The following is a 14,394-nucleotide window of genomic DNA, read 5'->3' as shown; positions in this document are numbered from 1 at the left end:
CCCCATGTCCGGCACCGTCCGCTGGCGTCGGCTGTTCGCACCGGCCATCTGTCTCGTGCTGGCGTTCACGGCGCTGGCCGTGCTCCAGCCGGCCGCGCCCGCCTCCGCCGCCACCTGCCCCTGCTCGATCTGGCCCGCCTCGGCCACGCCCGCGACACCGTCCGATCCGGACACCACCGCGGTCGAGGTCGGCATGAAGTTCCGTTCCGATGTGGACGGCGCGGTCACCGGGGTCCGGTTCTACAAGGGGACCGGAAACACCGGTACGCACGTCGGTCACCTGTGGACGCTCTCGGGGACGCTGCTGGCGACGGTCACGTTCACCGGCGAGACGGCGAGCGGCTGGCAGCAGGCCACGTTCGCCACGCCGGTCTCCGTCGCCGCGAACACCACCTATGTCGTGTCCTACTACGCGCCAAACGGCCGGTACGCGGGCGACACCGGCTACTTCGCGTCGTCCGGAGTGGACAACGCGCCCCTGCACGCGCTGGCGGACGGGGTGGACGGCGCCAACGGCGTCTACCGGTACGGCACCGGCGGCGGCTTCCCGACCAACACCTGGGAGGCGGCCAACTACTGGGTGGACGTGGTCTTCGACACCTCCGTCGCGGACACGACGCCGCCGACCGTGACGGCGACGAACCCGGCCGCGAACGCCACCGGCGTACCGGTCGGCACCGCTGTCGCCGCGACCCTCAGCGAGACCGTCCAGGCCGGCACCGCGAGCCTCGCCGTGACCTCGGCCGGCGGCCCGGTCGCCGGCACGACCTCGTACGACGCGACCAACCGGACGGTCACCTTCACGCCGTCGGCGGCCCTGGCGGCGTCGACCGCGTACACCGCCACGGCCAGCGGCGCGCGAGATCCCAGCGGCAACACGATGTCGCCGTTCACCTGGTCGTTCACGACCGCGGCGGCGACCGCCGGCTGCCCCTGCACGATCTGGCCGGACACCGCGACACCCGCGACGGCAAGCGTCAACGACAACTCGGCGGTCGAGGTGGGCGTCAAGTTCCGCGCCAACCAGGCCGGGTTCGTCACCGGCCTGAGGTTCTACAAGGGCAGCGCGAACACCGGCACGCACGTCGGCTCGCTCTGGTCCAGCGGCGGCGCCCGCCTCGGCACGGTCACCTTCAGCGGCGAGAGCGCGTCCGGTTGGCAGACGGCCACCCTGCCCTCGCCGGTACCGGTCACCGCCAACACCACGTACGTCGCCTCGTACCACACCGGCACCGGCTTCTACTCGGCCACCGGAAACGGGCTCGCCTCGGCGGTCACCCGCGGCCCGCTCACCGCCCTCGCGAGCGGGAGCACGGGCGGCAACGGCGTCTACGCGTACGGCGCCGGCGGCTTCCCGACCGGCTCGTATCAGGCGACCAACTACTGGGTGGACGTCGTCTTCAACCAGACCGCGGCCGACAGCACCCCGCCCGCGATCGCCGCCCGCACGCCCGCGCCCGGCGCCTCCGGTGTGGCCACGACCGCCCCCGTCACCGCCACGTTCAGCGAGCCGGTGACCGCGTCCAGCGTCGCGATGTCGCTGGCCGGACCGGGCGGCGCCGCCGTCGCCGGCTCCACCGCGTACGACGCGGCGACCAACACCGCGACCTTCACGCCGGCCGCCGCACTGGCCAACTCGACCTCCTACACGGCGTCCGTCAGCGGGGCCCGGGACGCCGCCGGCAACGTCATGTCGCCGGTCACCTGGTCCTTCACCACGGCCGCCCCGCCACCGCCGCCGCCGGACCAGGGCCCCGGCGGCCCTGTGCTGGTCATCAAGAACGGCGCCGGGTTCACCGGCTTCGCCGCGGAGGTGCTGCGGGCCGAGGGCCTCAACGCGTTCGCCACCGCCGAACTGTCCACAGTGACAAGCGCGGTGCTGGACCAGTACCACGTGGTCCTGCTCGGCGCCACGACGCTCACCCCGGCGCAGGTCACGATGTTCACCACCTGGGTCACCGGCGGCGGAAACCTCGTCGCGTTCCGCCCGGACAAGCAGCTGGCCACCCTCCTGGGCCTCGTCAGCACCACCGGCACGCTGGCCAACGGCTACCTGCGGGTGGACACGTCGAGCGCACCCGGTGCCGGCATCACCGGGCAGACCATCCAGTTCCACGGCACGGCCGACCGGTACACGCTGGCCGGCGCGCGGGCCGTGGCGACGCTCTACTCCACCGCGACCGCCGCGACGGCAAACCCGGCGGTCACGCTGGTGAACGTGGGCGCCAGCGGCGGGCAGGCGGCGGCCTTCACCTACGACCTGCCCCAGTCGCTGGTACAGACCCGGCAGGGCAACCCGGCCTGGGACGGGCAGGAACGGGACGGCGCCGCACCGATCCGCTCGGACGACCTCTACTTCGGCGGCTCCAGCGCCGACTGGGTCGACCTCGGCAAGGTGGCCATCCCGCAGGCCGACGAGCAGCAGCGGCTGCTGGCCAACCTGATCGGCGCGATGAACCTCGACCGCACGCCGCTGCCCCGGTTCTGGTACTTTCCGCGCAGCCTCAAGGCGGTCGTGGTGGCCACCGGCGACGACCACGGCAACGGCGGTACGGCCGGCCGGTTCAACCAGTACCTCGCCAACAGCCCGCCCGGCTGCGTCGTGGACAACTGGCAGTGCCCCCGCTTCACGTCCTATGTGTACACGAGCACGCCGCTGAGCAACGCGCAGGCCGCGTCGTACAACGCCAGCGGCTTCGAGATCGGCCTGCACGTCAACACCAACTGCGCCAACTACACGGCGAGCTCGATCGCCTCGACGTACTCCACGCAGCTGAGCCAGTGGCGGCAGAAGTACAGCAGCCTGCCCGCGCCGGTCACCAACCGCACCCACTGCATCGTCTGGTCCGACTGGTCGTCGCAGGCGAGCACCGCCGCCGCCAACGGGATCCGGCTGGACACCAACTACTACTACTGGCCGGGCTCCTGGGTGTCCGACCGGCCGGGCTTCATGACCGGCTCCGGCATGCCGATGCGGTTCGCCGGCAGGACCGGCACGCTGCTGGACGCGTACCAGGCGGCCACGCAGCTGACCGACGAGTCCGGCCAGAGCTACCCGTTCACGCCGGACACGCTGCTGGACAACGCGCTCGGCCCGCTGGGCTACTACGGCGCGTTCACCGCCAACATGCACACCGACCAGGCCACGACCTTCCCGAGCGACCAGGTCCTCGCCTCGGCGCAGGCCCGCGGCGTGCCGATCATCACCGCGCGGCAGCTGCTCACCTGGCTCAACGGCCGCAACGGCTCGTCCTTCGCCGGGATCACGCGCAGCGGCAACACGCTCACCTTCACCGTGAACGTGGGTGCCGGCGCCAACGGCCTCACCGGCATGGTGCCGACCGCGGGCACCGGCGGTACCACGCTGAGCGGCCTGGCGGTGGGCGGCGGCCCGGTCGCGTTCACCAGGACCACCGTCAAGGGCGTCGAGTACGCGATGTTCCTCGCCGCGCCCGGCACCTACACCGCGACCTACGCCGCGGGCGGCGGCGCGGCGGCCCGCACCGCGCTGGCTCCGCCCCAGCCGGCGACGGCGGCGCTCACCGCACCGCTGGTGTCCAATGTGGAGGTCAGCCCGCTGCCGGACGGCACCGCCGGGGTGTCCTGGCGGACCGGCACGCGGACCAGCGGGACGCTCCTGATCGGGTCCACGCCGGACACGCTGGCGCCGCTGTCCGCCAGCGGCACGGGGACCGACCACACGGTGGTCGCCACCGGCCTGCGGCCCGACGCGACGTACCACTACCGGATCCGCGGCGTCGACGCGGCCGGCAACGCGGTCGTGTGGCCGCCGGCCGGGCGCGAGCCGGCCAGCTTCGTCTCCGCGCCGGTCGGGGTGGCCGACCGCACGGCCGCGCAGTTCCGCACCGGCAAGGGCGGTGGCACGGCCGTACGCCCCGGCGGGCTCGGCGCGCTGGCGCTGGCACCGGGCAACCGCTCCGGCAGCCGCGTGTCCCGGGTGCTCGACGCCGGGCAGATGGTCACCTGGGACCGCCTGACCTACGGTGCGACGGTCCCGATCGGCTGCTCGGTCCGGATCAGCGTCCGCACCGGCAGCACGTCGACCCCGGACGCCTCCTGGTCAGCGTGGACCCCGGTCGCGCAAGGCGGCCGCATCAAGTCCAACTCCCGCTACATCCAGTACCGCGTGGACCTGACCACAGTCCGCCCCGGCCGCACCCCCACCCTCCACCACATAGGCATCACGAACAACGCCCCCTACACACCCCCACAAGGCGAGGTCCGCCCCTGAGCGGTTGACCAGGGAGTTGGTGGGCGTGCCGGCCGGCGTGTCCACCCACGAAGTCCCTGATCAACGCGGATGGGGGCTACGGCTCCTCGACCTCGTGCATGGCGGCCTCCTCGGCGCTCGGGGCGCCACCGGCGGCGCCGGCGTCCCGGGCGATCGACGAGGCCTCGGTATCCGCGCGGACGCCCTCGTCCGGCTCGACGAGGCGCCCCACCTCGCCGCCGGCTGGCCCGGTGTCGTAGAGCGAGACGGGCGAGCCTGTGTGCGGGTCGACGGGGCCGGTGTCGTCGAGCGGTGTCTCGCCGTCGACGCGGTCGAGGTCCTCGGTCAGCGGCTCGGGGTCGAACGCCTCCACCGCGATCGGGGAGGGTGTGACGTCGCGGCGTTCGTCGACGTTGCGCAGCGCCGGGTCGGCGGTCTCCCGGGTGAGCTTGTCGTCCAGCGACTCGCCTTCACGCTGCTCCTCGGCCGTGTTGCCGAAGGCGTCGATGCCCTCGGGACGGTCGTCGCGGTCCAGCGGTATCGCGGCCGGCGCCGGCCCGTCCGCCTCGCGGACGGTCTCCACCTCGTCGCGCGCGGTGGAGTCGTCGTCGGCGACGTCGGGGATGCCGAGCGCCTCGGGGTCGGAGAGCAGGTGCGGGTACTCGTCGCTCATGCCGGTTTCCTACCCAGGCGCGGCGGGTTTATCCGACCTGTTCGGGGGCCCGCTCAGCAGACGAGGATGGCGGGAGTGGCCGCGCACCCGCCGATCGCCTCCATCGCGGCCTCCGCCCCCAGCGGCGCGGGTGGGGGAAGGTCGGCCGCCTGGCCGCGCAGTACGCCGGTGGCGTGCTTGACCGGCAGCGGAAACATGCCGAGGTTGGAGGCGGCGGGGTCGACGTGCGCGCGCCGGGAGCCGAAGCGGGCCGCCGCGTGCCACTGGGACGGGTTGGCGGTCGAGGCCGTCGGCACGCCGAAGCCGTCGACGAGCACGTCGACCGAGCTGAACGTGGTGCTGCCGGCCAGCCACCACGACAGCGCGTTCGCGGCGCGGCTGGACGGCGTCTCGCACCAGTACGGCACGAGCCCGGCGCGCAGCACCTGCGCGGGGTCGAGCAGCCGCCCGCTCTCCACGACGAGCCGGTTGCCGGTCTTGCCGGCGCCGCGCAACCACTGGCGGTACAGGTCGGCGACGGCCGCGCTGAACGCCTCGGGCGCGGCGAAGAGCACGCGGTGCAGGTGGAGCCGGCGGGTACGCGCCCACGAGCGCACGCTCTCCTCGAAGCCGGCGTCGACACCGCTCTCGGTGTACCGCTCGGGGCACGAGGTGGTGGGTGGCTGCCACCTCGTGCGGTCCGCGTCCAGATAGCGCAGCGCCTGGCACAGCTGCGGGCCGGCGGTGCGAAACTCGCCCGCGACAAGCCCGCTGGCCGGGCTGCCCAACTGGAACGTGTGGCCGGCGCTCACGTCGAGCACCGGCCAGGTCCGCATGTCGCGCACGACGATCACGGCGGCGCCCCGGGCCAGGTGCGCGGACAGGAACTCGCGGTACGGGTCGGGCAGCTGCTGCCACCGCGGGTGCAGCGAGATGGTGGAACCGGCGAGGACGCCGCGCAGCACCGGGTCGTGCACCTGGCGGACGGCGAGCGACGGGTTGGCGGCGAGCAGGCGGGCGGCGACCGCCGCGCCGTGGGTGAGCGCCGCGCCGGGGTCGTCGGGCGAGCCGTCCGGCCACTGCACCGCCATCTCGAAACCCGAGGGCAGCCACGGCACGCCGGTCGCGGCCGCGAGGTGCACCGCGGCTCCGTGCGCGGAGCCGATGACGACCGCGGGGTACTCGCGCCGCGGGTACTGCCCGACCACCCACCGGGCCACCTCGTCCGCGTCGACGCTCCCGGTGGCAGCCAGGGGCACCGCCGCCTGGCTGGCGTTGCGTGCGGCGGCCCGGCGCGCCCCGGGCGGCAGCACACCGCCGTAGCGGGCCAGCATCGGCTGCCGCCCGACGTCACCGCAGTCACGGCCGTGCAGCGCCCGGGCGGCGGCGGTCACGAGCACCCGGGTGAGGCTGTCCGGGCACACGACCCGGTCCGCAGCGGTCGCGGTCGCGGCGGTTACCCGTGCCGATTCCTCCAACATCACCCACGTCCCTCTGGTCGCCCGGTCTCGCACGGGATGGCCGCAATCCGGTGGCCCAAACGTCCAACGGGTGTTTCTTCGGCGCGTCGCCCTCCGCCGGCAGCCCTCGGGGCCGGTGGACTCACCGCTTTTCTCTGCTCGACTCCATTCTGGAGATATTGCGATTAGCTCGCGCTGGTCTGTCCCTTTCTCGCCGCTCTCGCGGGATTGTGAACCCTAATAGTCGCCTTCGCTCTCTCGGGCGCGAAAACGCAGGTAGCGCGGGAGAGTAAGCCCGCTCGGCGACCGCTGTCGACTACTCGCGTGAGTAGTGGACGGGACGTTTAAATTCACTAGCCTCATTTTTGAGAAACGCATTCCGGTCCCTCGTGTGTCAGTGCGATGTGACCAGTTCCGGCTTTTTTGGCGAGGAGGAACAGTTATGACAAGCGGCGAAAGAGGTCCGATCGCGGAGTTCTCGACGCGTCGAAGATCGTTGTTGCTCGGTGGTCTCGGCGGTGCGTCGGCCACGGCGCTGGCCACCCTGGGGCACGGCGGAGCGGCCGCCGCGGCTCCGGCGGCCGAGGTGGCGCCGGTCGCCTTCGACCTCGACTCCGGCAACTTCATCAAGGAGCTGATCGGCCCGTTCCATCCGCCGCGGGACGTCTTCGCCAACATGGATGTGACGCTGCTGCACCGGTTCATCCACTACTCGATCACCTCCTGGTTCGACGCGACGGCGCCGTACCACCCGACCGCTGTGGGGGTCCACTCGCGGCTCGGGCGCCGTCCCTCCAGCGAGGCCGCCACCAACCGGAACAAGACCATCGCCGCCCTTCACGCCAACTACCAGGTCGTGAAGCGCGTGGAGCCGCTGGGACGGGGGCCGGCCTTCCGGGACCTGCTGATCTCGGTCGGCCTGGACCCCGACGACGAGTCGGAGGACCCGACGAGCCCGGTCGGCATCGGCAACCTGGCCGGCAAGGCGGTCGCCGCCGCCGCCCTGCGGGACGGCCTCAACCAGCTCGGCACCGTGGGGCGCCGCTACAACCCCCGGCCCTATGGCGACTACACCGGTTACCGGCCCGTCAACACCGCCTTCTCCCTCACCAACCCGTCGCGCTGGCAGCCGCAGCTGACCACGCACAACCGCCGTCACGGCGGCGGTGGGGGCGACCTCGGCATCTACACGGTCCAGCAGTTCGTCACGCCGCAGATGCGGCTCATCAAGGCGCACACCTACCGGGACCCGGGTCAGCTCAAGCTCGCCCCGCCCCAGTTCAGCGACCACACGCGGGCCAGGGACTACAAGCGCTCGGTGGACGAGATCCTGGAGGCGTCGGCCGCGCTCACCGACGTGCAGAAGGCAACGGCGGAGTTCTTCGACAACAAGATCCTGGGCATCGGGGTGTCGGTGGGCTACGCGGCACAGGCCCACGACGCACAGCTGGACCTGAACGACTGGATCCACGTGCTCTTCACCAGTTCGGTAGCGATCTTCGACGCGCTGATCGCCGCCTGGCACCAGAAGGCGAAGTACGACGCCGTGCGGCCGTTCAGTGCGGTCCGGCACGTGTACGGCAGCCGGCGGGTGACCGCCTGGGGCGGACCCGGCGTCGGCACTGTGCACGACATACCCGCCGACCAGTGGGCCAGCTACCTCAATGTGGGAGACCATCCCGAGTACCCGTCCGGCTCCACCACGCTCTGCTCCGCGGAGGCGCAGGCGGCACGGCGGTACCTCGGCGACGACGTCCTCCAGCTGACGTGGCCCGTCCGCGCCGGCTCCACGGCGGTGGAGCCCGGGCTCACCCCCGCCACCGACCTCGAGCTGAGCTACGCCACCTGGGACGAGTTCGTGCGGACGTGTGCCATCAGCCGTGTGTGGGGCGGCGTGCACTTCAGGAAGACGATCGAGCGGTCGATCGAGTTCGGTACGCAGTTCGGCGACCTGGCCTACGAATGGGTACAGCGGCGCATCAACGGCGACGTCGACTGACGTCGAGCGCCCAGCGTGACGGGCGGCGCCCCCAGCCCCCGGGTGGCGCCGCCCGTCACGCGGTTACTTGCCGAGCCTGTCCCAGTCCGGCAGCTGCCGCTCGGCGACCACCGCGCCGGCCGCGTCGTAGCCGACCAGCGTCGGTGGCGCCACGTCCGGGATGGCCTCGTACCAGAAGAAGAACAGACCCTCGGCGAACAGCGCCGGGCGGACGGACCCGCCGGGCAGTCGCAGCTCGGCCCGCACCGCGTCGCCGGCGGTGGCCCACGTGGTGTGCACCCCGTCCGGCGTCGACGACCCGCCGAGCGAGCCGAACGGCTGCGGCCGCGCGCCCGGAGGCGCGCACTGGCCCCCGGCGAGGCGGAAGTCCCCTGGCGCCGGCCGGTCGATCGGGCCCGGTGCCTCGAACATCGGCGCGACGCAGACGGTGCCCGCCGGGCTCCGTCCCGTCCACACCGACAGCACCGTGCCGTCCGGGCCCGGTCCCTGCGCCACCCGCCGTGCGGTCTGTACGTCGACCTCGCCGCCCGTCTCGCTCGTCCAGAACGAGAGCGGTCCGGTGAACGACTCCGGCAGCAGCCCGCCCGCCGTGGCCACCCCTGCACCGGCGGCGATGATGCCCGTGGTCAGCGCGGCGGTGAGCACGAGCCGCCGGCGGCCCGGCCGTCGCGGCGCCGCCGCGGGCTCGGCGGTGCCGTCGCGCAGAAGCTTCTCCAGTGCGGCGGCGCGGGCTTCGGCGGGCCACGCCGTGTCGACAGCGCTCACCGGCCGCAGCTTCTCGAGGATCGTCGTTTCCCTGCTCATCGGGCACCTCCAGGGGCCGGAAGCGGATGGGTGGCGGGCGCCGGTGCGTCCGGCTCGCCGCCGGTGCGCAGGCGCCGCCGCGCGCGGTAGAGGCGTACGTGGAAGGTGGGCAGCGAGCAGCCGGCAACCTTCGCCGCCTGCTCGGGTGTCAGGCCGTCCCACGCCACCAGCAGCAGCGCCTCCCGCTCCTTCGGGGTGAGCGCGGCCAACCCGGCCAGCACGGCGGCCCGCTCGGTGGCGAGCACGTCGGCGGCGGCCGCCGGTTCGGCGACCTGCCGGAGGCGTTCCAGCTCGGCGGCGAGGCGCGCCTGGCGGTGGCCGGAGCGGCGCAGGTTGGCGATGGTGTTGCGGGCGACCACCAGCAGCCAGGGGAGGGGATCGTCCGGTACGGTCGCCAGCCGTCGCCAGGCGACCAGGAACGTCTCCGACACCACGTCCTGCGCGGTGTCGGCGTCCAGGTGTCGCAGCGCGTACGCCATGACGCGGTGGGAGTAGCCCTGCCACAGCGCCACGAACCGCTCTTCGGTTTCGTTCACACCAGGTACTGTCCGGCCGGGCCGGGAAAATTACGCGCGGCCAGGTCGCAAAGCTCGTCCAGCACCGCGCGGGTGGCGGCGGTGAGGGGAGCGCGGCCGCGGACCGCCGCGTACACCTGGCGGGTCATCGGCTCTTTGAGGGGACGCGCGGTCACCTTGTAGCGCGGGTCGACGGCCAGGCCGGGCAGCAGTGAGACCGAGAGCCCTTCCTCGACGTGCGCGAGCAGCAGCTCGTAGCTGGCGAAGCGGCCGGCGACCGACGGCTCGAAGCCGGCGCGGCGGCAGGTGGCCAGGATCAGGTTGGACAGGTAGGTGCCGGGCAGGTCGAGCGCCCAGGCCGCGTGCGCGTGGTCGGCGAGGTCGGCGGGGCCGGTCTCGGCCCGGTCCGCGGCGGTCACCAGCACGATCGCGTCGGCGAACAGGGGCACCGCGCGGACGTCCGGGTCGACCGGCAGCGAGCCGTCGGCGAAGTCGGCGGTCACGACGATGTCGAAGTCGCCCCGCCGCAGCGCCGGGTGGCTGGCGCCCGGGTCCAGCTCGCTGATCTCCAGCGCGATCCCGGGGTGCGTCTCGCGCAGGCGGGTGGCGAGCGGGATGGCGAGGCGGCGCACGGCGCTGGAGAACGCGGCGAGCCGCACCGGCCCGGTCGGCCGCCCGGCCAGCCCGTCGAGCTCGGCCTCCGCGGCCTTGACCTGGTCGAGGATGACCCGCGCGTGGCGGGTGAGCGCGCGGCCCGCGGTGGTGAGCCGCACCCGGCGGCCCGAGCGCCGCAGCAGCTCGACCCCCGCCTCGGACTCCAGGACGGCGAGCTGCGCCGACACCGCCGACGGGCTCATGTGCAGGGCGGCGGCGACGGCACGCACCGTGCCGAGGCTGTCGAGCAGGCTCAGCATCTGGAGGCGGCCGGTGTGCAGCCGGGGTTCCTTGTGCATGATCTCCGCACAGCCTAGCCGCAAACCGGAGCTGTTCCGCACAGCCGTGACGCCCCTAGCGTGGGGTCATGACTTTCTGGGCCGACGCCGAGCGCCACCTGATCCGGTACGGCGGCGGGTGGACACCCGAGATCATCGAGCGGGCCGAGGGGAGCTTCGTCTACACCGAGAGCGGCCGCCGCATCCTCGACTTCACCTCCGGCCAGATGAGCGCGATCCTCGGGCACAGCCACCCGGAGATCGTCGCCACGGTGCGCCGCCAGATCGGCACCCTCGACCACCTCTTCAGCGGCATGCTCTCCCGCCCGGTCGTCGACCTCGCCCGCCGCCTCGCCGAGTCTCTGCCCGACCCGCTCACCAAGGCGATGCTGCTCACCACCGGCGCCGAGTCCAACGAGGCCGCGATCCGCATGGCCAAGCTCGTCACCGGCAAGCACGAGGTGGTGGCGTTCGCCCGATCCTGGCACGGCATGACGCAGGCCGCGGCGGCCGCCACCTACAGCGCCGGCCACCAGGGGTACGGGCCGACGCCGCCGGGCAACCTCGCGATCCCGGCGCCGAACCCGTACCGGCCGGACTTCACCACGCCGGACGGCGCGTTCGACTGGCGGCGGCAGCTCGACTACGGCTTCGCGATGGTCGACGCGCAGTCAACCGGCAGCCTCGCCGCGTGCATCGTCGAGCCGATCCTCAGCTCCGGCGGCGTGATCGAGCCGCCGCCGGGCTACTTCGCCGCGCTGGCCGGCAAGTGCCGCGAGCGGGGCATGCTGCTGATCGTCGACGAGGCGCAGACCGGACTGTGCCGCACCGGAACGTGGTACGCCTTCGAGCGCGACGGCATCGTCCCGGACATCATCACCCTCTCCAAGACCCTCGGCGCCGGCCTGCCGCTGGCCGCCGTCGTGACCAGCGAGGAGATCGAGCGGCGGGCGCACGAGCGCGGGTACCTCTTCTACACCACCCACGTCAGCGACCCGCTCGTCGCCGCGGTCGGCAACACCGTGCTCGACGTGCTGGAACGCGACAAGCTGGACGCCCGCGCCCGCGAGCTGGGCGACCACCTGCGCGCCGGCCTGCTGTCCATAAAGGACCGCCACGCCGCCGTGGGCGACGTCCGCGGCCGTGGCCTCATGCAGGGCCTGGAGCTGTCCACAGTGGATGGCGGCGCCGACGCGCTCGGCGGCCGCATCACCCGCCGCTGCCTTGAGCTGGGCCTCCACCTGAACGTGGTGCAGCTGCCCGGCATGGGCGGCACCTTCCGCATCGCACCGCCGCTGACCGCGACGCCGGAGGAGCTGGCGCTCGGCCTGGAGATCCTCGACCAGGCGATCGGTCATTCCGCGTAGCAGGGTGGACCCCAGATCCCCAGGCCGCCGGATTTCGCGCGCTGTTCCGCGGCGGCGATCTCGCCGGCGAGCTGGACCGGCTTCTCGAACGTGTACGCCCGCACGACGCCGACCTCCGCCGCGGCGACCGAGTAGTTGGTGCCGTCGGTGAGCGTCGCGTACGCGAGCAGCCGCCCGTACCTGTCGTGGCTGGCCTGCGTCGGGTCGGTGGTGAGCGTGACCTCGCGCCCTTCGAGCGTGATCGTGGCGAAGTGGGTCGCGTCGGGGCCGCCGCAGTCGGCGGGGTCCTCCGGCGCGTCGATGCCGAGCAGCCGCACGGGTTCGGCGACGGTGGAGACGACGATGGTGTCGCCGTCGGAGATGTGGGTGACGGTGCCGACGCCGACCGGCGCGTGGGCGGTGCCGCCGGGCGCGACGAGGGCGGAGGCGAGCAGCGCGGCCGCGCTGTACCTGATGGCGGACATAACCCCGAGCGTCCGCCGGGCGGGGCGGGCGGTGGCCGGAAACGTGGGAAGCCGCCGCGCGTCACGCCGTGGGGGAGGACAATCGGCGCCGGGCCGCTACCAGGTGGTCGGCTTCGACGGCTGGTACAGCCAGGTGTCGAAGAACGCGTCGAGCTGCCGGCCGCTGCGCTTTTCGGCCAGGCGCACGAAGTCGGCGGTGGTGACGTTGCCGTCGCGGCCCCGTGCGTACCACTCTCGCAGGATCCGAAAGAACGTCCGGTCGCCGACCTTGACCCGCAGCGCCTGGAGCGTCGCCGCGCCGCGGTCGTACACCGTGCCGCTGAACAGGAACGCCGGCCCGCCCACGTTGCCCGGCGGCCGGGTCCAGATGGAGCTCGTCGGCGGCCGCGCGTACACCTGGTCGAACGAGGCCTGCGCGCTCTGGCCGCCGTGCTTCTCGTCGTAGATCCACTCGGAGAACGTCGCGAAGCCCTCGTTCAGCCAGATGTCCGGCCACACCGTGAGGCTCACCGCGTTGCCGAACCACTGGTGCGAGATCTCGTGCACCACCGTGCCCTCGCCGGGCGTGCTGTCGTACTGCGACTTGGTCTGCGACTCCAGCGCGTACCCCACCTCGGGCGCGTGGTCGACCACGCCGCCGCCGCTGCTGAACGGGTACGGCCCGTACAGGTCGGAGAAGAACTCGATGACCTCCGCCTCGATGGCCAGCACGTCGAAGGCGCCGTTGGGTGCCTCGGCGGGGTCGACCGCGTGGTACAGCGGGATGCGCCCGGCCTTGCTGACCCGCAGCTCGAAGACGCCGTTGGTGGCGGTGGCGAGGTAGGGGGCCATCGGCGAGTCCTCGTACCACCGCCAGGTCGTCTTGCCGCCGTGGTCCCGCTTGGACAGCAGCCGCCCGTTGCCGATCGCGGTGATGCCCTTCGGCACCGTGATCGCCATGTCGTACGTGGCCTTGTCGCGCGGGTTGTCGTTGGCCGGGTACCAGCCGGGGGAGCCCTGCGGCTCGTTGACCACGAACGCGCCGTCCGCGGTCGGCACCCACCCCTCGCTGCTGCCGTCCGGGTCGATCACCTCGGTCGGCTCGCCCCGGTACTCCACCTTCACCACGAACGGCTTGCCCCGCCGCAGCGGAACCCGCGGCGTGATCACCAGCTCCTGCTCCTGCTCGCGGGTGAACGTGGCGGGCAGCAGGTTGACCGTCACCCGGGTGACCGTGAAGCCGCGCAGGTCGAGGTTGAAGCGCCGCAGGTCCTGCGTGGCCCGCGCGGTGATCGTGGTGGAGGCGTCGAGGAAGTTGTCCGCGCGCACGTAGTCGAGGTCGAGGGAGTAGTGCCGCACGTCGTAGCCGCCGTTGCCGGCGAGCGGGAAGTACGGGTCGCCGAGCCCCGCCGACCCGGCACCGGGCGTCGCGGTGGCGGGCGCGGCCACGACCAGCGAGGTCATGGCGGCGGCGACGCCAACGGCGGCGCGGGACACGTGACGTCGGCGCATGGCGCGGCTCCTCTCGGCGGCTGGCCAGCCGATGTTCCCACCGGCGGACAGCGACGTCCATCAGCCGGCGCGGCGCGGCGGTCCCCTTTTCAGCCCGCCCGTCGTCCCTATTGGTGTGTCTGCCACCTACCTCGCGGTCACGGCCGTCGCCGCCGCCGCCAACACCGCCGCGGCCGCCGTCGACTTCCTGCGCGCCCGCTTCGTCCTGGAGAACATGAGCCGCTACGGGGTGCCAGCCTCATGGCTGCCCGCGCTCGGCCTCGCCAAGGCCGCCGGCGCCGCGGGCCTCCTGCTGGGCATCGCGCTGCCGGCGATCGGCGTGGCCGCGTCGGTCGCCCTGCTCGTCTACTTCGCCGCCGCGGTGGTCACGGTCGTGCGGGCCCGCTGGTACTCACACATTCCCGCGCCCGCGATGTTCCTGCTGCTCGCGGCCGCCGCGCTCACCGTCCAACTGGCCGCCTAGCGGGGCGGCTCCTCCC

At 73.0% G+C, this 14,394-nt stretch carries 11 protein-coding genes; 4 read left to right on the top strand and 7 right to left on the bottom strand.

What is annotated here, in order from left to right; all coding sequences use genetic code 11:
• Positions 1-4 precede the first annotated feature (4 nt).
• Entirely contained in the window at positions 5-4,252 is a 4,248-nt protein-coding gene (locus Phou_RS01620) for a DUF4082 domain-containing protein (RefSeq protein WP_173052901.1), read from the top strand.
• Between the two features lie 76 nt (positions 4,253-4,328).
• Here the strand turns inward: Phou_RS01620 and Phou_RS01615 are convergent, their stop codons facing one another.
• Both Phou_RS01615 and Phou_RS01610 read right to left on the bottom strand, forming a co-directional pair.
• Positions 4,329-4,904, bottom strand: a complete 576-nt coding sequence (locus Phou_RS01615) for a DUF5709 domain-containing protein (protein ID WP_173052899.1) — start codon at positions 4,902-4,904, stop codon at positions 4,329-4,331.
• Positions 4,905-4,957: 53 nt separating this feature from the next.
• Positions 4,958-6,364: a hypothetical protein gene (locus Phou_RS01610; protein WP_173052897.1), complete on the bottom strand. Its 1,407-nt coding sequence runs from the start codon at positions 6,362-6,364 to the stop codon at positions 4,958-4,960.
• Positions 6,365-6,785: 421 nt separating this feature from the next.
• Here Phou_RS01610 and Phou_RS01605 point away from each other — a divergent pair, with 421 nt between their 5' ends.
• Positions 6,786-8,342 (top strand): DUF6851 domain-containing protein, encoded by a 1,557-nt coding sequence (locus tag Phou_RS01605; protein WP_218578634.1) that lies wholly within the window; start codon positions 6,786-6,788, stop codon positions 8,340-8,342.
• A 63-nt stretch (positions 8,343-8,405) separates the two neighbouring features.
• Here the strand turns inward: Phou_RS01605 and Phou_RS01600 are convergent, their stop codons facing one another.
• From Phou_RS01600 to Phou_RS01590, 3 genes are read right to left on the bottom strand one after another with little or no spacing between them, the layout of a single operon-like run.
• The gene (locus Phou_RS01600; protein WP_173052895.1) at positions 8,406-9,146 is read right to left on the bottom strand and encodes a hypothetical protein; all 741 of its coding nucleotides are present in this window, start codon (positions 9,144-9,146) and stop codon (positions 8,406-8,408) included.
• Positions 9,143-9,682 carry an RNA polymerase sigma factor gene (locus Phou_RS01595; RefSeq protein WP_218578626.1) on the bottom strand — a complete coding sequence of 180 codons (540 nt, stop codon included), beginning with the start codon at positions 9,680-9,682 and terminating at the stop codon, positions 9,143-9,145. Before Phou_RS01595 ends, Phou_RS01600 begins: the two co-directional genes overlap by 4 nt.
• Positions 9,679-10,614 carry a LysR family transcriptional regulator gene (locus Phou_RS01590; RefSeq protein ID WP_173052893.1) on the bottom strand — a complete coding sequence of 312 codons (936 nt, stop codon included), beginning with the start codon at positions 10,612-10,614 and terminating at the stop codon, positions 9,679-9,681. The genes Phou_RS01595 and Phou_RS01590 overlap by 4 nt, the downstream gene beginning before the upstream one ends.
• 68 nt (positions 10,615-10,682) lie before the next feature.
• On the opposite strand from Phou_RS01590, the gene Phou_RS01585 reads away from it, so the two are divergent.
• Positions 10,683-11,960: an aspartate aminotransferase family protein gene (locus tag Phou_RS01585; RefSeq protein ID WP_173052891.1), complete on the top strand. Its 1,278-nt coding sequence runs from the start codon at positions 10,683-10,685 to the stop codon at positions 11,958-11,960.
• Here Phou_RS01585 and Phou_RS01580 read toward each other — a convergent pair.
• Entirely contained in the window at positions 11,948-12,424 is a 477-nt protein-coding gene (locus tag Phou_RS01580) for a thermonuclease family protein (RefSeq protein ID WP_173052889.1), read from the bottom strand. The two genes, Phou_RS01585 and Phou_RS01580, sit on opposite strands and share 13 nt — an antisense overlap.
• Before the next feature lie 96 nt (positions 12,425-12,520).
• Positions 12,521-13,915, bottom strand: coding sequence for a M1 family metallopeptidase (locus Phou_RS01575; RefSeq protein ID WP_173052886.1), 1,395 nt, complete (start codon positions 13,913-13,915; stop codon positions 12,521-12,523).
• Positions 13,916-14,030: 115 nt separating this feature from the next.
• On the opposite strand from Phou_RS01575, the gene Phou_RS01570 reads away from it, so the two are divergent.
• On the top strand, positions 14,031-14,378 hold the full coding sequence (locus tag Phou_RS01570) for a DoxX family protein (protein WP_173052884.1): 348 nt from the start codon (positions 14,031-14,033) through the stop codon (positions 14,376-14,378).
• The last annotated feature ends 16 nt before the right edge of the window (positions 14,379-14,394 follow it).

This window comes from Phytohabitans houttuyneae (genome assembly GCF_011764425.1).
Taxonomy (GTDB): Bacteria; Actinomycetota; Actinomycetes; order Mycobacteriales; family Micromonosporaceae; genus Phytohabitans; species Phytohabitans houttuyneae.
This window is presented reverse-complemented; position numbering and strand designations above follow the sequence as displayed.